This window comes from Angustibacter luteus (assembly GCF_039541115.1).
GTDB classification, from domain to species: Bacteria; Actinomycetota; Actinomycetes; order Actinomycetales; family Angustibacteraceae; genus Angustibacter; species Angustibacter luteus.
Genome location: NZ_BAABFP010000004.1, coordinates 164,226 through 183,114, shown reverse-complemented (window position 1 = coordinate 183,114; position 18,889 = coordinate 164,226). Strand labels below are relative to the sequence as shown.

Annotated in this window: 20 protein-coding genes; 16 read left to right on the top strand and 4 right to left on the bottom strand. The window is 72.5% G+C overall.

What is annotated here, in order from left to right; all coding sequences use genetic code 11:
- Positions 1 to 68: 68 nt before the first annotated feature.
- The 9 genes from ABEB17_RS07235 to ABEB17_RS07195 all read left to right on the top strand — a co-directional run bounded on the left by ABEB17_RS07235 (position 69) and on the right by ABEB17_RS07195 (position 8,925).
- Positions 69 to 1,604 carry a sugar ABC transporter ATP-binding protein gene (locus ABEB17_RS07235; protein WP_345716010.1) on the top strand — a complete coding sequence of 512 codons (1,536 nt, stop codon included), beginning with the start codon at positions 69 to 71 and terminating at the stop codon, positions 1,602 to 1,604.
- Positions 1,601 to 2,650 carry an ABC transporter permease gene (locus tag ABEB17_RS07230; protein ID WP_345716008.1) on the top strand — a complete coding sequence of 350 codons (1,050 nt, stop codon included), beginning with the start codon at positions 1,601 to 1,603 and terminating at the stop codon, positions 2,648 to 2,650. Before ABEB17_RS07235 ends, ABEB17_RS07230 begins: the two co-directional genes overlap by 4 nt.
- On the top strand, positions 2,647 to 3,666 hold the full coding sequence (locus ABEB17_RS07225; RefSeq protein WP_345716007.1) for an ABC transporter permease subunit: 1,020 nt from the start codon (positions 2,647 to 2,649) through the stop codon (positions 3,664 to 3,666). The genes ABEB17_RS07230 and ABEB17_RS07225 overlap by 4 nt, the downstream gene beginning before the upstream one ends.
- A 29-nt stretch (positions 3,667 to 3,695) precedes the next feature.
- Positions 3,696 to 5,210 (top strand): sugar ABC transporter ATP-binding protein, encoded by a 1,515-nt coding sequence (locus ABEB17_RS07220; RefSeq protein ID WP_345716006.1) that lies wholly within the window; start codon positions 3,696 to 3,698, stop codon positions 5,208 to 5,210.
- Positions 5,203 to 6,246, top strand: coding sequence for a LacI family DNA-binding transcriptional regulator (locus ABEB17_RS07215; RefSeq protein ID WP_345716005.1), 1,044 nt, complete (start codon positions 5,203 to 5,205; stop codon positions 6,244 to 6,246). Before ABEB17_RS07220 ends, ABEB17_RS07215 begins: the two co-directional genes overlap by 8 nt.
- Positions 6,247 to 6,468: 222 nt before the next feature.
- Entirely contained in the window at positions 6,469 to 7,242 is a 774-nt protein-coding gene (locus ABEB17_RS07210) for a hypothetical protein (RefSeq protein ID WP_345716004.1), read from the top strand.
- 37 nt (positions 7,243 to 7,279) lie between these two features.
- Entirely contained in the window at positions 7,280 to 7,792 is a 513-nt protein-coding gene (locus ABEB17_RS07205) for a hemerythrin domain-containing protein (protein ID WP_345716003.1), read from the top strand.
- 48 nt (positions 7,793 to 7,840) lie between these two features.
- Positions 7,841 to 8,323: an RNA polymerase sigma factor gene (locus ABEB17_RS07200; protein WP_345716002.1), complete on the top strand. Its 483-nt coding sequence runs from the start codon at positions 7,841 to 7,843 to the stop codon at positions 8,321 to 8,323.
- Complete coding sequence (locus tag ABEB17_RS07195; RefSeq protein WP_345716001.1) at positions 8,320 to 8,925, top strand: methylated-DNA--[protein]-cysteine S-methyltransferase; 606 nt, start codon at positions 8,320 to 8,322, stop codon at positions 8,923 to 8,925. Before ABEB17_RS07200 ends, ABEB17_RS07195 begins: the two co-directional genes overlap by 4 nt.
- A 3-nt stretch (positions 8,926 to 8,928) precedes the next feature.
- Here ABEB17_RS07195 and ABEB17_RS07190 read toward each other — a convergent pair whose 3' ends face one another.
- Complete coding sequence (locus ABEB17_RS07190; RefSeq protein ID WP_345716000.1) at positions 8,929 to 9,291, bottom strand: VOC family protein; 363 nt, start codon at positions 9,289 to 9,291, stop codon at positions 8,929 to 8,931.
- 109 nt (positions 9,292 to 9,400) lie between these two features.
- On the opposite strand from ABEB17_RS07190, the gene ABEB17_RS07185 reads away from it, so the two are divergent.
- Positions 9,401 to 10,972, top strand: a complete 1,572-nt coding sequence (locus ABEB17_RS07185; protein WP_345715999.1) for an LLM class flavin-dependent oxidoreductase — start codon at positions 9,401 to 9,403, stop codon at positions 10,970 to 10,972.
- Here the strand turns inward: ABEB17_RS07185 and ABEB17_RS07180 are convergent.
- A complete protein-coding gene (locus ABEB17_RS07180; RefSeq protein WP_345715998.1) occupies positions 10,938 to 12,893 on the bottom strand; it encodes a putative bifunctional diguanylate cyclase/phosphodiesterase in 1,956 nt (651 codons plus the stop codon). The genes ABEB17_RS07185 and ABEB17_RS07180 overlap by 35 nt on opposite strands.
- Before the next feature lie 72 nt (positions 12,894 to 12,965).
- Here ABEB17_RS07180 and ABEB17_RS07175 point away from each other — a divergent pair, with 72 nt between their 5' ends.
- From ABEB17_RS07175 to ABEB17_RS07155, 5 genes are read left to right on the top strand one after another with little or no spacing between them, the layout of a single operon-like run.
- The gene (locus ABEB17_RS07175; RefSeq protein ID WP_345715997.1) at positions 12,966 to 13,499 is read left to right on the top strand and encodes a histidine phosphatase family protein; all 534 of its coding nucleotides are present in this window, start codon (positions 12,966 to 12,968) and stop codon (positions 13,497 to 13,499) included.
- Between the two features lie 48 nt (positions 13,500 to 13,547).
- Entirely contained in the window at positions 13,548 to 14,498 is a 951-nt protein-coding gene (locus ABEB17_RS07170; RefSeq protein ID WP_345715996.1) for a DMT family transporter, read from the top strand.
- Positions 14,495 to 15,007, top strand: coding sequence for a methylated-DNA--[protein]-cysteine S-methyltransferase (locus tag ABEB17_RS07165; RefSeq protein ID WP_345715995.1), 513 nt, complete (start codon positions 14,495 to 14,497; stop codon positions 15,005 to 15,007). Before ABEB17_RS07170 ends, ABEB17_RS07165 begins: the two co-directional genes overlap by 4 nt.
- A 44-nt stretch (positions 15,008 to 15,051) precedes the next feature.
- The gene (locus tag ABEB17_RS07160; protein WP_345715994.1) at positions 15,052 to 15,297 is read left to right on the top strand and encodes a DUF2630 family protein; all 246 of its coding nucleotides are present in this window, start codon (positions 15,052 to 15,054) and stop codon (positions 15,295 to 15,297) included.
- Positions 15,298 to 15,300: 3 nt separating this feature from the next.
- A complete protein-coding gene (locus tag ABEB17_RS07155; RefSeq protein ID WP_345715993.1) occupies positions 15,301 to 15,735 on the top strand; it encodes a PPOX class F420-dependent oxidoreductase in 435 nt (144 codons plus the stop codon).
- A 6-nt stretch (positions 15,736 to 15,741) separates the two neighbouring features.
- Here the strand turns inward: ABEB17_RS07155 and ABEB17_RS07150 are convergent, their stop codons facing one another.
- Complete coding sequence (locus tag ABEB17_RS07150) at positions 15,742 to 16,377, bottom strand: hypothetical protein (protein ID WP_345715992.1); 636 nt, start codon at positions 16,375 to 16,377, stop codon at positions 15,742 to 15,744.
- A gap of 163 nt (positions 16,378 to 16,540) precedes the next feature.
- Here ABEB17_RS07150 and ABEB17_RS07145 point away from each other — a divergent pair, with 163 nt between their 5' ends.
- Entirely contained in the window at positions 16,541 to 18,520 is a 1,980-nt protein-coding gene (locus ABEB17_RS07145; protein WP_345715991.1) for a putative bifunctional diguanylate cyclase/phosphodiesterase, read from the top strand.
- Here ABEB17_RS07145 and ABEB17_RS07140 read toward each other — a convergent pair.
- Positions 18,470 to 18,880, bottom strand: coding sequence for an ATP-binding protein (locus ABEB17_RS07140; protein ID WP_345715990.1), 411 nt, complete (start codon positions 18,878 to 18,880; stop codon positions 18,470 to 18,472). The genes ABEB17_RS07145 and ABEB17_RS07140 overlap by 51 nt on opposite strands.
- Between the last annotated feature and the right edge of the window lie 9 nt (positions 18,881 to 18,889).

Sequence of the window (18,889 nt, the reverse complement as noted above, 5' to 3'; positions counted from 1 at the left end):
ACTGCGCCGGAGCCGAACACCTGATCGGCTCCGGCGCAGTCGCCACCTCGAGAGGATCGGCCGACGACATGTCCGTGCTCAGCGAGACCGCGCCCGTGGTGGCGATGCGGGGCATCACGATCCGCTTCCCGGGGGTCCTGGCGCTCGACGGCGTCGACTTCACCCTCAGACCCGGCGAGGTGCACGCCCTCATGGGCGAGAACGGTGCCGGCAAGTCCACCCTGATCAAGGCGTTGACGGGCGTGTACCCGATCGACGCCGGCACCATCACGATCGCCGGTGAGCCGAGGGTCTTCGGCAGCACCGGGGACGCGCAGGCCGCGGGCATCTCCACGGTCTACCAAGAGGTCAACCTCTGCCCGAACCTGTCCATCGGCGAGAACGTCATGCTGGGGCACGAGCCGCGAAGTGCCCGGCGCATCAGCTGGCGCCGCCTCCATGACGAGGCGGCCCGCCACCTCGCCAGCCTCGGCCTGGAGCTCGACACCCACCTCTTGCTGTCGAGCCACTCCATCGCTGTCCAGCAGCTCGTCGCGATCAGCCGGGCCATGGTCCTCGATGCCCGCGTCCTGATCCTCGACGAGCCGACGTCCAGCCTGGACCGGGACGAGGTCGAGCGCCTCTTCGCGGTGGTCCGGGACCTGCGGGACAGGGGCGTGGCGATCCTGTTCGTCAGCCACTTCCTGGACCAGGTGTACGAGATCGCCGACCGCATCACCGTGCTGCGCAACGGTCAGCTCGTGGGCGAGCACCGCCTGCAGGACCTGCCCCGCGGCCAGCTCGTGACCCAGATGGTGGGTCGTGAGATCGCCGAGCTCGAGGCCATCTCCGCCACCGCCGAGCGCGTCATCGACCGCGGCGGTGCACCGGTCCTGCGCGCGACGGGCATCGCCCGTCGGGGGGTGCTCGGCGAGGCAGACCTCGACGTCTACGAGGGCGAGGTCGTCGGGATCGCCGGGTTGCTGGGTTCGGGGCGCACCGAGCTGGTCCGGCTGCTGTGCGGCGCGGACCGGGCCGACCAGGGGGTGGTCGAGCTGAACGGCGACCCCGTGAAGCTGTCCTCGCCGCGGGTGGCGATGGAGCACCGCATCGCGTTCTCGTCCGAGGACCGGCGCGCCGAGGGCATCGTCGCGGACCTCACGGTCGCGGAGAACATCGTGCTCGGCCTGCAGGCACGTCGTGGCTGGCTGCGGCGCGTCCGGCGCAGCGAGCAGGACGCCGTCGTCTCCGAGCTCATGACCTCGCTCGGTGTGCGACCCGCCGACCCGGCGATGCTCGCCGGCAACCTCTCGGGCGGCAACCAGCAGAAGGTCGTCCTCGCGCGGTGGCTCGCGACCGCGCCCCGGCTGCTCATCCTCGACGAACCCACCCGCGGCGTCGACGTCGGCGCCAAGGCCGACATCCAGCGCAAGGTCGCCGAGCTCGCCGAGCAAGGGCTCGCCGTCATCTTCATCTCCTCCGAGCTCGAGGAGGTGCTTCGATTGGCCCAGCGCATCGTGGTGATGCGAGACCGGCGCCAGATCGGGATGCGCGACTCGCACTCCATCGACCTCGACGGACTCATCGACCTGATGGCGAACGACAGCCAAGGGAGCCTGGCGTGACGCGAGTGACGAAGCACCACCTGTTCTGGCCGGTCGCCTGCCTGATCGCGCTGATCGCGCTGAACACGGCGGTGCGCCCGAGGTTCATCAAGGTGACGCTCCGCGAGGGCGAGCTGTACGGCGCCCCGATCGACATCCTGCGGCAGAGCGCCCCGCTGATGCTGGTCGCGCTGGGGATGACCCTGGTCATCGCCACCCGGGGCATCGACCTGTCCGTCGGCGCGGTCATGGCGATCTCCGGCGCCGTCACCCTCACCATCATCGACGGGTCGGGCAGCTCGGGCAGTCTCGGTACGGTCCTGATGGCGATGGCGGCCGGCGTCGGCCTCTCGCTCCTGCTCGGGGTGTGGAACGGCTTCCTGGTGGCGGTCGCGAAGATCCAGCCGATCATCGCGACGCTGGTGCTGATGCTGGCCGGCCGCGGCGTGGCGCTGCTGATCACCGGCGGCTTCATCACCACGGTCGTCAGCCCGCCGCTGAAGTACTTCGCGAGCGGCTACCTGTTCTGGGTGCCGTTCGCGTTCATCATCGCGGTGGTCGCGATCGTCGTCGTGGCCCTGGTGGAACGCCGTACCGCGTTGGGAGTGCTCACCGAGGCGGTGGGCATCAACCCCGAGGCGAGCCGGCTGGCCGGCGTCCGCTCCCGCGGGATCATCTTCACCGCGTACGTCGCGAGCGCCGGCCTGGCCGGCGTCGCCGGCATCATCTACAGCTCGAACATCATGGCGGCGGACGCCAACGCCGCCGGCGAGCTGATCGAGCTGTACGCGATCCTGGCCGTCGTGCTGGGCGGGACGTCGTTGCTGGGCGGGAAGTTCAGCATCGCCGGCACGGTCATCGGGGTGCTCATCATCCAGACCCTGCAGTCCACGATCCTCTTCCTCGGCGTCCCGTCGGCGGAGGCGCCGGTGTTCTTCGCCGCCGTGGTGATCCTCGTCGTGCTGATCCAGGCGCCGCGCGTGCACCGGGTGGCCGGCTCGCTCGTGCGACGAGGTCGGGCCCGAGAAACCGGCTCCCAGGTCGAGAAGGCGAAGGTCGCGGCATGAGCAGCATCACCGCTGACGGCCGGCGCCTCGCGGGGTTCCCCTCGGCGCTCCGCGCGTTCCTGAGCCGCCGCTCCTCGCTGATGCCGACGTTCGCCGCGGTCACGATCTTCGTGCTGCTGCTGGTCGGTGCCCAGCTCTACTTCGGCAACTTCGTCACGCCGTTGAACATGTCGGCGCTGTTGCTGGACAACGCCTTCCTGCTCATCCTCGCGGTGGGGATGACGTTCGTCATCGTCACCGGTGGCATCGACCTGTCCGTGGGGTCGGTGCTGGCGCTGACCGGGATCCTGTGCGCGAAGCTGCTCAGCGCGGGCGTCAGCCCGTACCTGGTGGTGCCGCTGACCATCCTCGTCGGCGCCGCCATCGGGCTGGTCATCGGCGTCCTCGTGCAGTTCTTCGACGTGCAGCCGTTCATCGCCTCGCTGGCCGGTCTGTTCCTGGCGCGTGGGCTCGCCTACGTGGTGAGCCTGAAGTCGGTCCGGGTCGAGCACTCCGGCGTGCTGTGGCTGGAGACGAAGCGGTTCGCCGTCGGCCAGTGGTACATCACGCCGACCGGGATCATCGCGCTGCTGGTCGTCCTCGTCGGCGCCTTCGTCATGGTCGCCACCCGGTTCGGGCGGACCATCTACGCGGTCGGCGGCAACGAGCAGTCCGCGCGGCTGATGGGTCTGGAGGTGGCCCGGACCAAGGTGCTGGTGTACGTGATCAGCGGCGCCTGCGGCGGACTGGCCGGGCTGGTGCTGACCGCGTACTCGGGGGCCGGCTACCCCCGCAACGGGATCGGCACCGAGCTGGACGTGATCGCTGCGGTGGTCATCGGCGGCACGCTGCTGTCCGGCGGCACCGGGTACGTGCTCGGGTCGATGATCGGGGTGTTCGTCTACGGCACCATCAAGACGGTGATCTCCTTCATGGGCGCCGAGCAGGCGTGGACCCGGATCATCATCGGCCTCCTGCTGCTGCTCTTCATCGTCGTCCAACGGGTGATCGTCGTGCGGTCGGAGCGTCGACGATAGAGGTCGCGCGCGCGGACCATAATGGCCCGATGGACGCGCGGCCCCTCCTGGAGCTCACCGGAGCCACCGTCTACTTCGGGGTGGATGCGGCGCTCGACGGGGTCGACTTCCGGATGTTCCCCGGTGAGGTGCACTCGCTCATGGGCGAGAACGGTGCCGGCAAGTCGACGCTGATCAAGGCGATCACCGGTGCGCTCCCGCTGTCCGCCGGGGTCCTGCGGCTCGGTGACGGGGTCGTGACCTTCGGGACGCCGCACGACGCGCAGCGGGCCGGGGTCAGCTCGGTCTACCAGGAGATCGACCTGCTGCCCAACGTCTCGGTGGCGGAGAACATCGCGCTCGGCCGCGAGCCGCGGCGGTTCGCCATGATCGACTGGGCGCAGATGCGGCGGCGGGCGCAGGAGGTGCTGAGCGACCTCGGCCTGGACATCGATCCCGCCTCGCTGCTGGGCCGGCACTCGTTGGCGGTGCAGCAGCTGGTCGCCATCGCCCGCGCCATCTCGACCGACGTCCGGGTACTGGTGCTCGACGAGCCGACGTCGAGCCTGGACCTGGACGAGTGCGCGGAGCTCTTCCGGGTGATCCGTGACCTCAAGCAGCGCGGCGTGGCGATCCTGTTCGTCTCGCACTTCCTCGACCAGGTCTACGAGATCAGCGACCGGGTGACCGTCCTGCGCGACGGCAAGCTGGTGGGCGAGTTCCTGACCAAGGAGCTGCTGCGCATCGACCTGGTGCAGGCGATGCTCGGCCGCAGCGCGGAGTCGCTGCGGGCCAAACCGCGGCTGCACGTGGTCGAGGACGACCGGCGTCCGTTCCTGAGCGCCCGCGGGGTGAGCGTCGGCGCCGGCATCAGCGGCGCGGACGTCGACCTCATGGAGGGCGAGGTGCTCGGGGTGGCCGGGCTCCTCGGCTCCGGTCGCACCGAGCTCGCCCGCGCGATCACGGGGATCGACAAGCTGGATGGGGGGATCATCCACATCCAGGGTCAGGCGGAGAGCTTCGGTGGACCACGGTCGGCGATGTCCCTCGGCGTCGTGTACTCCTCGGAGAACCGGCGGGCCGAGGGCATCATCAGCGAGCTGAGCGTCATGGAGAACATCACGCTCGCGCTGCAGGCCGAGCGCGGGATGCTGCGCCGGATCCGGTCGTCCCGGCAGCGCGAGCTCGCGCTCAGCTGGATCGACGCGCTGGACATCCGTCCCGCGGACCCGGACCGCCCCGCCGGCACGTTGTCCGGCGGCAACCAGCAGAAGGTCCTCCTCGCCCGGCTGCTGGCGCTGTCGCCGCGCGTCCTGGTGCTGGACGAGCCGACCCGCGGGATCGACATCGGCGCCAAGGTCGAGGTGCAGAACCTGGTGGGCGAGCTCGCGGGCAACGGGCTCTCCGTCATGTTCATCTCCGCCGAGCTGGAGGAGGTGCTGCGCGTCGGGCACCGCGTCGCGATCCTGATGGACGGACGCGTCGTGGACGTCGTGCCGTCCGACTCGCTGAACGCCGACACCCTGACCGCGCTGGTGGCACGACCGGACGAGTTCGATGAGTGAGCCGCGGCGGGCGGGCGGCGACGGCAAGCCCGGCCCGGGACGCACCGCCAACATCTTCGACGTGGCTCGCCTGGCCGGGGTGTCCCACCAGACCGTCTCGCGCGTCATCAACGACCTGCCCAACGTGCGGCCGTCGACGCGGGCGAGGGTCGAGCAGGCCATCGCGCAGCTGCAGTACAGCCCCTCTCCGGCCGCCCGCGCCCTGGTGACCCGGCGCACTCGGTCGATCGGCCTGGTGACGCCGGGCATCTCGGACTACGGGCCGACCTCGATCGCGATGCACTTCAACTTCGCCGCGCGGGCGGCCCGCTACAACGTGGAGACGGTGAGCGCACCGTCGGAGGACCCCAAGGCGATCCGGGCCGTCGTGGACGGGCTGCTGCGCCAGCGGGTGGACGCGATCGTCCTGGTCGTCGTCGACATCGCCGTGCTCGAGCTGGTGCGCAGCCTGGACCTGCGGATCCCTGTCGTGGCAGCGGCCTCGGCGCCGCGCCGCAGCCCGATGATCGTGTCCATCGACCAGTACCGCGGGGCGCGCACCGCCGTCCGGCACCTCGTCGAGCTGGGGCACACCCGGATCCTGCACGTCGCGGGCCCGAGGACCGCGCTCGACGCCGTCGAGCGGGTGCGGGGCTGGCGGGACGAGCTGGCCGGGCACCGCCTGGAGATCCCCGAGCCGCTCTTCGGCGACTGGTCGGCGGCGAGCGGGCACCGCCTCGGCTCTGGTCTGGACATCGAGCCCGGTGTCGCGGTCTTCGTGGGCAACGACCACATGACCATCGGACTGCTGTCGGCGCTGCGCGAGCGGGGGCTGCAGGTCCCGCGCGACGTCAGCGTGGTCGGTTTCGACGACGTGCCCGAGGCGGGGTACCTCTTCCCGCCGCTGACGACGATCCGGCAGGACTTCGCGACGCTCGGCGAGATCATCATGCAGAAGGTGCTGATCGCGGTCGAGGAACCCGACACCCTCACCGAGGACATCCCGCTGCCGACCCGTCTGGTGGTCCGGCAGTCCACCCGCGCCGTCGACGACTAGGACCCACGCCCTGTCCTGCACGCGCCAATAGCACATGACAGGGACTTGCGTCTCTCACTTTCTGAGATCGACTCTGGTCCTGGCTCGGCAAACCGTGCAGAATCGGTCGCGGACGCCATCCACGGCGTGGACCGTCATGGTTCAAGATGCTGACGGAACCTGCCGAGGCCCGATGTAGTGCCACCGATCGAGTGGCGCCCACGGGACTAGGGGTGGTCTGGCATGGCAGCATCGCGCGGAGTGAGACGGGTGGCGGTCCTCGCCGCGCTGGTGCTCCTCCCCGTCGGTGCCACGACCACCGCCGCGGCCGCGCCGACACACGAGCGCGCGGCCGGCACGACCATCCGCCTGGCTGACTTCTCGCTGTCCCCGCACGCCTTCACGACGAGGCTGGTGCTGACCGTCGACGACGCAGCGGCGCCACCCACGCACGTCCGGCGGGCGGTGCCGCTGTACGCCGCTGTCGTTGCGGCGCGCCGGTCGGCGCGGGTCGAGGCGGCCAAGGCGAAGGCGACGCACGAGGCAGCGGTGAAGGCGAAGGCGAAGGCGAAGGCCGCTCGGGCGAAGGCGTCGGCGGCCCGTCCCTCGGGTGGCGGCGGCAGCTCGTCCCTGCAGCAGGCGATCTCGCGCATCCCGGGCTACGCCGCCCACCGGCCGGCCAACTGGATCTCGACCGGGCGCTACGGGCACTACGGCGCAACGGATCTGGCGAGCAACAACGTCTACATCAACCCCGGCGTCCCGTCGTCCGTGCTCGATGCCGTGGTTCGCCACGAGTGGTCGCACATCCTGTCGGTCCGCGCCTACGGCGGCAGCTACCCCGCGATGATGTCGGCGACCAACCGGGTCTTCGGCGGGTCGGGCATGACCGGTGCCGAGCGGGCCGCCGACTGCATGGCGATCCAGCTCGGCGCGTCCTGGACGCACTACACGTCGTGCTCCAACTCGCACTGGCGCGCGGCGGCCACCAGACTGCTGAGCGGCCGCCGACTCTGACCCCGGGCGGCCCCGTGGCCGACCGGAGGAGTGAGACGTGGACATCACTGAGGTGATCCTGCACCAGCACATGGAGCAGCGGCGGATGTTCGCGATGCTCGACGAGGTGCGCGACGACACCGAGACGGCGTCCGCGATCTGGCAGCGGCTCGCGATCTTGCTGGAGGTCCACGCGGAGGCCGAGGAGCTCTACTTCTACCCGCACCTGCTGAAGCTCGGGACGGGCGAGGCGGACGCGGACTCCGTCGAGGAGGAGGTCGAGGACGCGGTCAAGGACCACAACAAGATCCGCGACGGCGTCCGCGACGCGGCCGAGCACCGGGCCGGCAGCGCCCCCTGGTGGGAGGCGATCGCCAAGGCTCGCCTGGAGAACGACGACCACATGGGCGAGGAGGAGCGCCAGGACCTCGCGGACTTCCGGTTGCACGCCTCGCTGCAGCTGCGGCACGACATCGCGGTGCAGTTCCTGCGCTACGAGTCGCAGAAGGCGGCCGAGGGCATCACCCCACGGGACAAGGACCCCGAGGGGTACGTCGAGCGCAACAGCTGATCGGGTCGGGCCACCTCACGTTCGGCGGGTGTGGCACGTTTACCTGGTGTGAGCCTCGAACCCTTCGAGACGGTGGTCACCCGGTACGGACCGATGGTGCTGCGGGTGTGCCGCGCCGTCGTCGGCCCGGACGCCGCGGACGACGCCTGGTCCGAGACCTTCCTGTCCGCGCTGCAGGCCTACCCCCGGCTGCGTCCGGACAGCGACGTCCAGGGCTGGCTGGTCACCATCGCGCACCGCAAGGCGATCGACCAGATCCGGGCGGCGGCCCGGCGTCCGCGCCCGACCGACACGCTGCCCGAGCGCGTCACCGAGGCCCCGGCTGCGCTCTGGGAGTCGGACGTGTGGCCGGTCCTGCAGCACCTGCCGCCCAAGCAGCGCGCCTGCGTCGCCTACCACCACCTCGTCGGGCTGCCGTACGCCGAGGTCGCCGCCATCGTCGGCGGGACGGCCGACGCGGCCCGTCGCGCGGCCGCGGACGGCATCAAGGCGATGCGCACCGCCGTTGCCGCACAGGAGGTTCGAGCATGAGCACGCGCACCAGCGACCTGTTCGCGTCACTGCCCGAGCGGGACGACGCGGTCCTCGCCCGGCTGCACCAGCGGCTCGCCGCCCGCGCCGCCGCCGACGGCGTGCTGGACGTCGCCTACCGGACGGTCGACTCCCCGGTCGGGCCGCTGCTGCTCGCGGCGACCGAGCGCGGACTGGTCAAGGTGTCCTTCGAGCGCGAGGGGCACGCGCACGTCCTCGAGCAGCTCGCGGACGACGTCAGCCCGCGGGTGCTCAACGCCCCCAGCCGGCTCGACCCCGTGGCGCGCGAGCTCGACGAGTACTTCGCTGGACGCCGGACCCGCTTCGACCTGCCGCTGGACCTGCAGCTGGCGCACGGGTTCCGGCGGGCCGTCATCGAGCACCTGACCGATATCGGCTACGGCCACACGGCCAGCTACGCGACCGTGGCCGCGGCGGTCGGCAACCCGCGCGCGGTACGGGCGGTGGGCAGTGCCTGCGCCAAGAACCCGCTCCCGCTGGTGCTGCCCTGCCACCGGGTGGTGCGCAGCGACGGCTCGCCCGGGCAGTACGGCGGCGGCGAGGCGGCCAAGCTGCTGCTGATCGCGCTGGAGGCCGGGTAGGAGTCAGGCCGCGGGCGGCAGCGGCGAGACGAGGCAGAGCACGTGGCCGTCCGGGTCGAGCAGCACCGACTGCCGCTCGCCCCAGGGCTGGTCGGCGGGCGCGTCCAGCATCGTCGCCCCGGCTGCGACGGCGGCCTGCGTCATCTCGTCCACGTCGTCCACCGCGAGGCTCGCGGCCACCCCGGCGAGGCTGGGGGCGGGTTCGCGCTCGTGCAGCAGCACCTGGGTGCCGTCCGGTGCTTCGAGCGTCGCGAGCTCGCCCTCGCGCCATAGCTCGGCCAGGCCGAGGGCGTCGCGGTACAGGGCGAGCGAGACGTCGAGGTCGGCGACGGACACGGTGATCCGGTGGACTCCCTGAACGGCCATCCCGCCAGTTTGGCCCACCCCGGTCGCGCCGTCACGGGATCGTGGCAACCGCGTGCGCCAGAGCGGACGCCGTTGCCACGACGACCTCGCCGGCGTGGATGATGGGCAGATGAGCGACTACGGGCAGGACCTGGTCTTCGGCACCTTTCTCACCCCGGTCGCCGCCAGCGCGCAGCACGTCGTGGACCTCGCCGTCCTCACCGAGCAGGTCGGCCTGGACCTCGTCACCGTGCAGGACCACCCGTACCAGGCATCGTTCGCCGACACCTGGACGCTGCTGTCCTGGATGGCCGCGCGGACCAGCCGGGTGCGCCTGTCACCCAACGTCGCGAACGTGCCGCTGCGCCCGCCCTGGGTGCTCGCCAAGAGCGCGGCGACGCTCGACCTGCTCAGCGGTGGACGGGTCGAGCTCGGCCTCGGCTCCGGTGGCTTCCGGGAGGCGATCGCCGCGGTCGGCGGCCCCACCCTGACCGCCGCCCAAGGGGTCGACGCGCTGGTCGAGGCGATCGCGGTGATCCGGGCCGCCTGGCGCCCGGAGGACAGGTCCGTGCGCCTGGCCGGTGAGCACCACGCCATCGCCGGCGCGCACCCCGGCCCCGCGCCGGCGCACGACATCGAGATCTGGCTCGGCGCCTACAAGCCGCGGATGCTGGCGATCACCGGCGGGCTGGCCGACGGCTGGCTGCCCAGTGCGGGCTACGCAGCGCCCGAGACCCTGCACGACATGAACGCCGCCATCGACGAAGCGGCGATCGCAGCGGGTCGCCAGCCGGCCTACGTCCGGCGGCTCTACAACATCAGCGGCAGCTTCACCGGTGACGGCAGCGAGTTCCTGCAGGGCCCGCCGGCCGTCTGGGTCGAGCAGCTGGCCGACCTCACCCTCGCCGAGGGGATGAGCACCTACATCCTGGGCTCGGACGACCCCGAGACGATCCGCCGGTTCGCCGCGGAGGTCGCCCCCGCCGTCCGCGAGCTGGTCGAGGCCGAGCGCTCCCGGCCGGCGGCCGGCGCCGAGCACACCGATGCGCCGGTTCCGTTGCGCGAGAACCACCCCGGCCAGGTGGACGTCGTCCTGCCGGTCAGCGGCCTGGACGTCGTCCCCACCCCGGACGACGGCACCCGGCTCAGCGACGTCCGGCTGTGGGACGAGTCGACCCGACCCACCGGACCCGGCCCGGATCCGGGCCGCGAGTACACCGCGCACGAGCAGGCCGCCGGCCGGCACCTCGTCGACGTGCACGACCACCTGCGCAGCGAGCTGACCCAGCTGCGCGACCTCGTCGACCAGGTCGCGACGGGGCGCGGGGACGTCGGAGCCGCCCGTTCGCACATCGCGGCGATGACGTTGCGGCAGAACGACTGGACGCTCGGTGTCTACTGCGCGCAGTACTGCCGGGTGGTCACCGGTCACCACAGCCTGGAGGACGCCAGTGTCTTCCCGCACCTGCGCGCCCGCGACCCCCGCCTGGCGCCGGTCATCGACCGGCTCGAGGAGGAGCACCACGTGATCAGCGACGTGCTGGAGCGGGTAGACGCCGCGCTGGTCGCGCTGGTGAGCGAACCGGACGGACTCGCAGCAGTGCGGGGTGCGCTCGACCTGCTGACGGACACCCTGCTCTCGCACCTGTCCTACGAGGAGCGGGAGCTCATCGAGCCGCTGGCTCGTGTCGGTTTCTACTGAGCCACTCGGTCAGCTGGGCGGCGGGGACGGGACGGCCGATGCCGTAGCCCTGGCCCTCGTCGCACCCCAGGTCTCGCAAGGCCTCTCGGGTGTCGTCGTCCTCCACGCCCTCGGCGACGACCGTCAGGCCGAGGTTGTGGGCGAGCTCGACGAGGGAGCGCACGATCGCGCCGTGCGCCAGGTCGGTCAGCATGTCCCCGACGAACGCCCGGTCGATCTTCAGCTCGGACAGGTGCAGCGTCGACAGGTGGCCGATCGAGGTGTGACCCTGCCCGAAGTCGTCGAGGCTGATCGCGATGCCGGCCTCGTCCAGTGAGCGCAGCACGGCGCTGGCCCGCTCCAGGTCGGCGAACGCGGCGGTCTCGGTGATCTCCAGCACCAGGCGCTCGGCGGCGATCCCGTTGCGCCCCAACGCGTCGAGCACTCGGTCCGCGAAGGGCTGTTGACCCAGGTTGCGGGCGGACACGTTCACCGACACCCGCGCCTGCGGCGGCAGGCCGAGGGCAGTCAGCTGACGCAGTGCGCGATCCAGCACCCAGTCGGTCAACGGGTCGATCAGCCCGGTCTGCTCGGCGAGCGGCAGGAACCGGTCCGGGAAGAGCAGGCCGTGCCGCGGGTGCTGCCAGCGCAGCAGCGCCTCGACGCCGGTGACCTCACCGGAGTCCAGCGCGACCTTCGGCTGGAAGTGCAGCACGAGCTCGTCCTGCGCCATCGCGCGTCCGAGCTCGCCGACCATGGCCAGCCGCTCGGGGTCGTAGTGGTCCTGGGCCCGCTCGAACCGCATGACCCCGGCGCTGCGGACCTTGGCCGCGTACATCGCGATGTCGGCCCGGCGCAGCAGGGTCGCCGCGTCGTCGCCGTCCTCCCCGATCAGGACGAAGCCGGCGCTCGCCTCGGGCTCGAGGGCGATGCCGGACAGGGTCAGCGGTGCGCTCAGCTCGTGCAGCACCTGGCGCAGCACGCGATGGGCGGCCGCGTCGTCGGTGATCCGCGGCAGCACGATGCCGAACTCGTCCCCGCCGAGCCGGGCCACCAGGTCGTGCGGTCCGACGGCGGCCTGCAGGCGGACGCTGAGGGCGAGCAGCAGCGCGTCGCCGTTGTGGTGACCGAGCGAGTCGTTGACCTCCTTGAACCGGTCGAGGTCGATCACCGCCACGGCCCCACCGGGGCGAGCGGGATCCGCGGTGACGCGCTCGATGGCCAGGGCGAACCCGCGACGGTTCGCGAGCTCGGTCAGCGGGTCGTGCTCGGCGAGGTAGGCGTTGCGGGTGGCCGACTGCCGCAGCCGACGGGTTGTGGTCAGCGCCAGGCCGACCAGCACGAGGTAGAGGACGCCCAGCCCGATGCTCAGGTCCCGGTAGAGCCGGCCGACACCGGCCTGCACCTCGGCGGCGATCGGCGCGTACGGCAGGTAGATCTCCAGGACGCCCAGCGCCCCGTCGGCCAGCGGCTGGTAGACCTCGACGGCCCGGACGCCCAGGGCGCCGCGGTCGTCGTCCGCGTTGAGCCGGGTGAGCTCGGCCTCGACGTGGCCCTCGGCGGCCTCGAGGGCCTCGCCGTCGGCCGCATCCCCGAAGCCCGTGCCGTCGTCCGAGAAGACGACCTGGCCGTTGGGTGAGCGCAGGCGCAGCCGCAGGATGCGGCCGTCGTCCTTCAGCCGGCCCGAGAGTTGGTCGAGGGTGGCGATGACGTCCGTGCCCAGGTGCTGCGTCGCCGGCTGGCCCTTCAGGGCGGGCTCGATCCGGTTGCTGCCGATCATCTGCGCCTGGCTGCGGGCGGCGGTCAGGGCCCGCTGCTCGGCGCCGGCCCGGAAGGACGTGCTCAGGAGTACGCCCATGGCGACGACGACGACCAGCATCAACGCCGCGAACGACACGAAGACGCGGCCGACCGAGGACGTCGGTGGCTCGTGCTCTCCCACGTGCTGCCCATCGGCCTGAACCCGGCGTGGGTTGAGCAGTCCAGCAGGCCGGGTTGCCCTAACGTGACGGGCGTGACCGTCGCTGTCGTGTTCGAGACCCATGCGACGACCGTCGACAACGAGCGGGGGGCGGCGACCGGGTGGCTGCCGGGGGAGCTGTCCGGGGCCGGCCGGGAGCAGGCGGCCGAGCTGGGCCGGCGACGGCTGGGCGACGGGATCGACGCCGTCTTCACCTCGGACCTCGCCCGCGCCGTGCAGACCACCGAGCTGGCCTTCGCGGGCCGGCTGCCCGTGCTGCAGGACTGGCGGCTGCGTGAGTGCGACTACGGGGACTGGAACGGCGCGGGCCGCGACGTCGTCCTCGCAGACCGGCTCGTCCACCTCGACCTCCCCTACCCGGGCGGGGAGAGCTGGCGCCAGGCAACCGCCCGGGTGGCCGGGCTGCTCGCCGACCTGCCGACCCGCTGGTCCGGACGGCGGGTGCTGGTGGTCGGCCACGTCGCCACCCGGTACGGGCTGGAGGTCGCACTGCGCGGACGCTCGCTCGAGCAGCTGCTGAGCACCGAGTTCGGGTGGCAGCCCGGCTGGGAGTACGAGGTGGGCTGAGGGACCGTTCGCACCTCACGAAACGTCCCGCCCCGACGTTCACCAGTCATGGGAACCATGACGCAGAACCGCCGCTCCGCCCTGGCCATCGGGATCACCGTGCTGCTGTGGGCGTCGGCCTTCGTCGCCATCCGGCACGTCGGGGACGACGTCTCGCCCGGTGCGCTGACCCTGGGCCGGTGCCTGGTGGCCAGCCTGGTGCTCGGCGGGCTGCTGCTCGCGCGGCGTCGGCGCGAGGGCGCCGTTGCCGCCCCGCGGCCCACGCGGGCGCAGTGGGTACGCCTGGTGGTGTGCGGCGTCCTGTGGTTCGGGGCGTACAACGTGGCGCTGAACGCTGCGGAGCAGCGGGTGGACGCCGGGACGGCGGCGATGCTGGTCAACGTCGGACCGATCCTGATCGCGGTGCTGGCCGGGCTGTTGCTCGGCGAGGGCTTCCCGCAGCGGCTCCTGGTCGGCAGCCTGGTCGCCTTCGCCGGCGTCGTGCTGATCGGGGTCTCGACCTCGACCGCCGACTCCACGGACGGGTGGGGGGTCGTGCTCTGCCTGGCCGCTGCCGTCGCCTACGCCGTCGCGGTGATCGCGCAGAAGCCGCTGCTGGCTGCCTTGCCTGCCCTGCAGGTGACGTGGATCGCGTGCACGATCGGCGGCCTGTGCTGCTTGCCGTTCGCCGCCGACCTGTGGCGCGACCTGACGGCGGCCGGTCCGTCGGCCGCGTGGTGGGTGCTCTACCTGGGGATCTTCCCGACGGCCATCGCCTTCACCACCTGGGCGTACGCGCTGGCCCGCAGCTCGGCGGGGCGGCTCGGCTCCACCACCTACCTGGTGCCGCCGCTCGCCATCGCCCTGGGCTGGCTGCTGCTCGACGAGACGCCGCCGATCGGTGCGGTGGCCGGGGGCGCGGTGTGCCTGCTCGGGGTGGCCCTGTCCCGGCGGCGACCGGCGGCACCGCCCGTGGTCGGTGCGGCGCCTGTCGGTGCTTCGCGGGAGGCTGAGGCATGACCGACGTCCGCGAGCGCGTCCAGCACCGCTGGACGCTGCTGGCCAGCCCGGTGGACGACCTGCTGGCGGTGTCGGACGGCGAGTCGCTGACTGGGCTCTGGTTCGCGCCGCACGACCGGCAGCTGGCGCGACTGCCGGAGCCGGTGCAGGACGACGGCCTCGCGCTGTTCGCCGACGTCGAGGCCCAGCTCGGCGAGTACTTCGCCGGCGAGCGCAGGGAGTTCGACCTGCCGCTGGCACCCTCCGGCAGCGGGTTCCAGCTGAGGGTCTGGTCGGCGCTGCGCGAGATCCCGTACGGCGCGACGCGGTCGTACGGTGACATCGCGGCGCGACTGGAGCTGGGACCGCAGGCCTCCCGGGCGGTCGGCTCGGCGAACGGGTCGAACCCCCTGCCGGTCGTGGTGCCGTGCCACCGGGTGATCGGCGCGGACGGGTCGCTGACCGGCTTCGGTGGCGGCTTGCAGCGCAAGCGGTTCCTGCTCGACCTCGAGGCCGACCTGCTGTTCTGAGCCGCCCTTGCTGAGCGACGGGTGCCGGGGTGAGGATGGCGACCATGGACGACACCTCGATCCACCAGAGCATCTCCGGACTCGTGGACGCCGAGCACGAGCTGCGCCGGCGCCTCCAGGCCGGCGAGATCACCTCGGACGACGAGCGCGCCCAGCTGCGCGACCTGGAGGTCCAGCTCGACCAGTGCTGGGACCTGCTGCGCCAGCGCGACGCCCGGCGCGACGCCGGGACCGACCCGGACGCGGCGGCGGCCCGCCCGGCGTCCGAGGTCGAGGGATACCAGCAGTAGCTCATGCCCGACGAGCCGAACGCCCACCTCGCCCTGCTCGGCCGCCTGCGCCGCGGCATCCTGACGACGATCAAGCGGGACGGTCGCCCGCAGCTGTCCGTCGTCTCGTACCACTGCGACCTGGCCACCGCCGTGGTCCGCATCTCCACCCGGTCGCCGCTGGCCAAGACCGCGAACCTGCGTCGCGACCCGCGGATCAGCCTGCTGGCGACCACTGAGCAGATGCGCCCGTACGTCGTGGCCGAGGGGGACGCCGAGCTGGGCGCGGTCGCCCAGCGGCCGGACGACGCCACGGTCGACGAGCTGGTCGAGCACTACCGGGAGCTGAACGGCGAGCACCCGGACTGGGACGAGTTCCGGGCCGCGATGGTCGCCGAGGAGCGGCTCGTCGTGCGGTTCACCGTCACCCGCACGTACGGGATGCCCCCGCTGGGCTGACGGTCGCTACGGCCCGGGTCGCTCCTGCTTGAGCAGCCGTTCGGACTCGGCGAGCCGGGCGGTGGCGCGCCGGGCCTGTCGCAGCTCGCCGAACGCCCGGTGGCCGAGCGCGATCGCGGCGCCGATCCCGAGCACGGCGACCAGGAGCAGCCACAGCGAGCCGCTGCCAAGGCCGATCAGGATGAGCAGGACGCAGGAGAGCAGCAGGACCAGCGGCACCCGGATGCCGGTCCGACCACCGCTGAACCCGACGAACGGCAGTGGCTCGGCCGAACCCTCACCCGCCCCGACACGGCCGGCGACGACCGGGCCGAGCCCGAGGTGGCGGCGGGCCGCGCCGACGGGCACGACGACACCGCCGCCGGCGTCCGGGTCGATGAGCAGGTCGACGTCCGGTGCGGCCCACAGGCCAACGAGCTGGCGGAACGGCAGCTCCGCGATCGAGGGTGCCTCGGCGTCCGGCCCGGCGTGCTGGACCCACCAGTCCGCGAGGATCGCCCGATCCGTGCAGGCGACGAGCACGCGCCGGCCCTCGTGCTCGACCACGACGCTGCGCTGGTCCTGGGTCCGGACGAAGACGAGGTCGCGCTGCCTCAGGGCGTCCAGCAGCGGCGCGTCGGCGGCGTCGTCCGGGGTGCTCACCCGCCTGACCCTACGGTCCGCCGGCGCGCGCTCCGAACGCAGCCGGACCACCTCGGAGCTCGTGGTCGAGGCCCAACGGTGGACTTTCCGGGCCAGACGGGACGGACGGGTGGTTGACTTGGCGCTCAGGTGCGTGCAGCCGCAGTCCGGACGGGGGTCGCGGATGTCAGGGTGGGCCGGTGAGACGACGGTCGCGGCTGCCCTGCGCGGCGCCAGCGGCACGGCCGCGCTCGCTGCCCTCTACGAGAGCCTGAGCGACGTCCACGTGGGTCTGCAGCTCGAGCCGACGCTTGAGCGGATCGTCGCCTGCGTGGTGGAGAACCTCGGGTTCCAGGTGGCCGCCGTGCACGTGACCCGCGACGACGGCCTGCTGGTGGCCGCCGCCGTCGCCGGCGACGAGGACGCCAAGCGGGTGCTCACCGAGAGCTCGGTGCCCCTCGACATGTGGCAGCGGCAGATCGACCAGAGCCGCCCCGACGGTCCCGGCGGCACCGTGCGGTGGCTGGAGCCCGACAAGCTGGACGAGTGGCGGGCCGACGGCCACATCGTCTGGCAGCCCGCCCCCCGCGACCTGCCGCCGGTCCCCGCGCAGGGGCGACGCGTCTGGCGCCGGGAGGACGGCCTCTACGTCCCCTTGCAATCGCCGTCCCACGGCCTGATCGGCGTGCTGTCCGTCGACGTCCCGGACGACGGGCTGGTGCCGACGCAGGACCAGCTCGGGCTGCTCGAGATGTTCGCCGTCGTCGCCGCGATGGCCATCGAGCAGGCGCGGCTGCACGCGGACGTCGTCCGCACCCGGGAGGACGCCGCCCGCGCCCTGCTCGAGCACCGCGACACCCACGACGGCCTCACCGACCTGCCCAGCTGGGTGCTCATTTCGCGGGAGATCGACCGCCTGCTGCGCGACGGCGAACCCGTGGCCGTGATCGCCCTGAACCTGACGGCCTTCCGCGAGGTCAACGCCGTGCTCGGCCACTCCGCCGGTGACCGGTTGCTGGTCAGCATGGGGCCGCGGATCAGCCCCGTCCTGCCCAGCACGGCCACCCTCGGCCGGCTGGCCGGTGACGAGTTCATCGTGCTGCTGCCCGGCGTGCAGCGACCCCAGCAGGCGCAGCAGGTCGCCGAGGACGTGCGGGCCGCCGTGCAGGTCCCGTTCGAGCTCGACGGCCTGTCCGTGGACCTCGAGGTGGCGTGCGGCGTCGTCCTCGCCCCGCGGGACGGCGACAGCGCGGCCAGCGTGCTCCGGCGGGTCGAGACCGCGACGTCCGTGGCCCGCCGCAGCGGGTCCGGCATCGCCTTCTACGACCCGCAGAGCGACGTCCGCCCACGGAACCAGCTCGGGCTGGCCGGGCAGGTCCGCCGCGGCCTGACCGCCGGCGAGCTGCGGCCGCACTTCCAGCCCCAGGTCGACCTGCGCACCGGCGAGGTGTGCGGGGCCGAGGCCCTGGTGCGCTGGTACCACCCCACCCGCGGGATGCTGCCACCCGCGGCGTTCCTGGACGTCGTCGAGGCCGGTGACCTGATCCACCCGCTCACCCGCTCCGTGCTGGACCAGGCGCTCGCCGCGGCGGCCGGCTGGCACGCCGCCGACCTCGACGTGAGCGTCGCGGTCAACCTCTCCACCCGGTGCCTGCAGGACCGACAGCTCGTACCCGACGTACTGGCCGCCCTGGAGCGGCACGGGGTCCCGGCCGAGCGGCTCACCCTGGAGATCACCGAGAGCGCCCTGATGGCCGAGCGGCCACGCATCCTGGCCGCGCTGACGAACCTGACCGACCAGGGGGTGCGGCTGTCCCTCGACGACTTCGGCACGGGCTACTCCTCACTCAGCCACCTGCGGACACTGCCCGTCAGCGAGCTCAAGGTCGACCGCTCGTTCGTCCGGGACGTGACCGGGCGGCCCACCGACGCGCGGCTGGTGCGCACCGTCGTGGACCTCGCGCACTCGCTGGGCATGCTCGTGGTCGCCGAGGGGGTCGAGGACGCCGCGACCCTGGCGGCGCTGGACGACATGGGCTGCGACGTGGCCCAGGGGTTCCACTACGCGCCGGCCATGCCGGACGCGGCCTGGCAGGCGTGGTGCCGCGAGCGGTCAGCGGTCGGCGAACTGCGCCCAGACGACCTTGCCGGTGGGCGTGCGTGACCAGCCGAGCTGCTCGCTGACCCGGTCGACGATGAGCATGCCGCGGCCGTTCTCCGACAACGGTCCGGCGTCCCGCAGCTGAGGTGGGGCGCTGCTGTCGTCCGCGACGGCGACGATCCAACCGCCGTTCAGCCGGTTCAGCGCCAGGGACATGCCGCCGCGGGCGTGCCGGACGCTGTTCGAGACGAGCTCGCTGGTGACCAGGGCAGCCCGGCGCAGGACCTGCTCCTGGGCGCCGTCCATCGCCTGGGTGACGAGCCGGCGCGCCAACCTCGCGCTGCTCGGCTCAGGGCGCAGCGGCCAGCTGCCGACGGGCTCGCCAGGCGGCGGCTCGGCGGCCGGGACCACCCGCACCGTCATCTGCTGCTC

Excerpts from the sequence above, each read along its gene's own strand:
- ABEB17_RS07235 (WP_345716010.1), top strand. The coding sequence starts at position 69 with ATGTCCGTGCTCAGCGAGACCGCGCCCGTGGTGGCGATGCGGGGCATC.
- ABEB17_RS07225 (WP_345716007.1), top strand. The coding sequence starts at position 2,647 with ATGAGCAGCATCACCGCTGACGGCCGGCGCCTCGCGGGGTTCCCCTCG.
- ABEB17_RS07220 (WP_345716006.1), top strand. The coding sequence starts at position 3,696 with ATGGACGCGCGGCCCCTCCTGGAGCTCACCGGAGCCACCGTCTACTTC.
- ABEB17_RS07215 (WP_345716005.1), top strand. The coding sequence starts at position 5,203 with ATGAGTGAGCCGCGGCGGGCGGGCGGCGACGGCAAGCCCGGCCCGGGA.
- ABEB17_RS07210 (WP_345716004.1), top strand. The coding sequence starts at position 6,469 with ATGGCAGCATCGCGCGGAGTGAGACGGGTGGCGGTCCTCGCCGCGCTG.
- ABEB17_RS07195 (WP_345716001.1), top strand. The coding sequence starts at position 8,320 with ATGAGCACGCGCACCAGCGACCTGTTCGCGTCACTGCCCGAGCGGGAC.
- ABEB17_RS07190 (WP_345716000.1), bottom strand. The coding sequence starts at position 9,291 with ATGGCCGTTCAGGGAGTCCACCGGATCACCGTGTCCGTCGCCGACCTC.
- ABEB17_RS07185 (WP_345715999.1), top strand. The coding sequence starts at position 9,401 with ATGAGCGACTACGGGCAGGACCTGGTCTTCGGCACCTTTCTCACCCCG.
- ABEB17_RS07170 (WP_345715996.1), top strand. The coding sequence starts at position 13,548 with ATGGGAACCATGACGCAGAACCGCCGCTCCGCCCTGGCCATCGGGATC.
- ABEB17_RS07165 (WP_345715995.1), top strand. The coding sequence starts at position 14,495 with ATGACCGACGTCCGCGAGCGCGTCCAGCACCGCTGGACGCTGCTGGCC.
- ABEB17_RS07160 (WP_345715994.1), top strand. The coding sequence starts at position 15,052 with ATGGACGACACCTCGATCCACCAGAGCATCTCCGGACTCGTGGACGCC.
- ABEB17_RS07155 (WP_345715993.1), top strand. The coding sequence starts at position 15,301 with ATGCCCGACGAGCCGAACGCCCACCTCGCCCTGCTCGGCCGCCTGCGC.
- ABEB17_RS07145 (WP_345715991.1), top strand. The coding sequence starts at position 16,541 with ATGTCAGGGTGGGCCGGTGAGACGACGGTCGCGGCTGCCCTGCGCGGC.
- ABEB17_RS07140 (WP_345715990.1), bottom strand. The coding sequence starts at position 18,880 with ATGACGGTGCGGGTGGTCCCGGCCGCCGAGCCGCCGCCTGGCGAGCCC.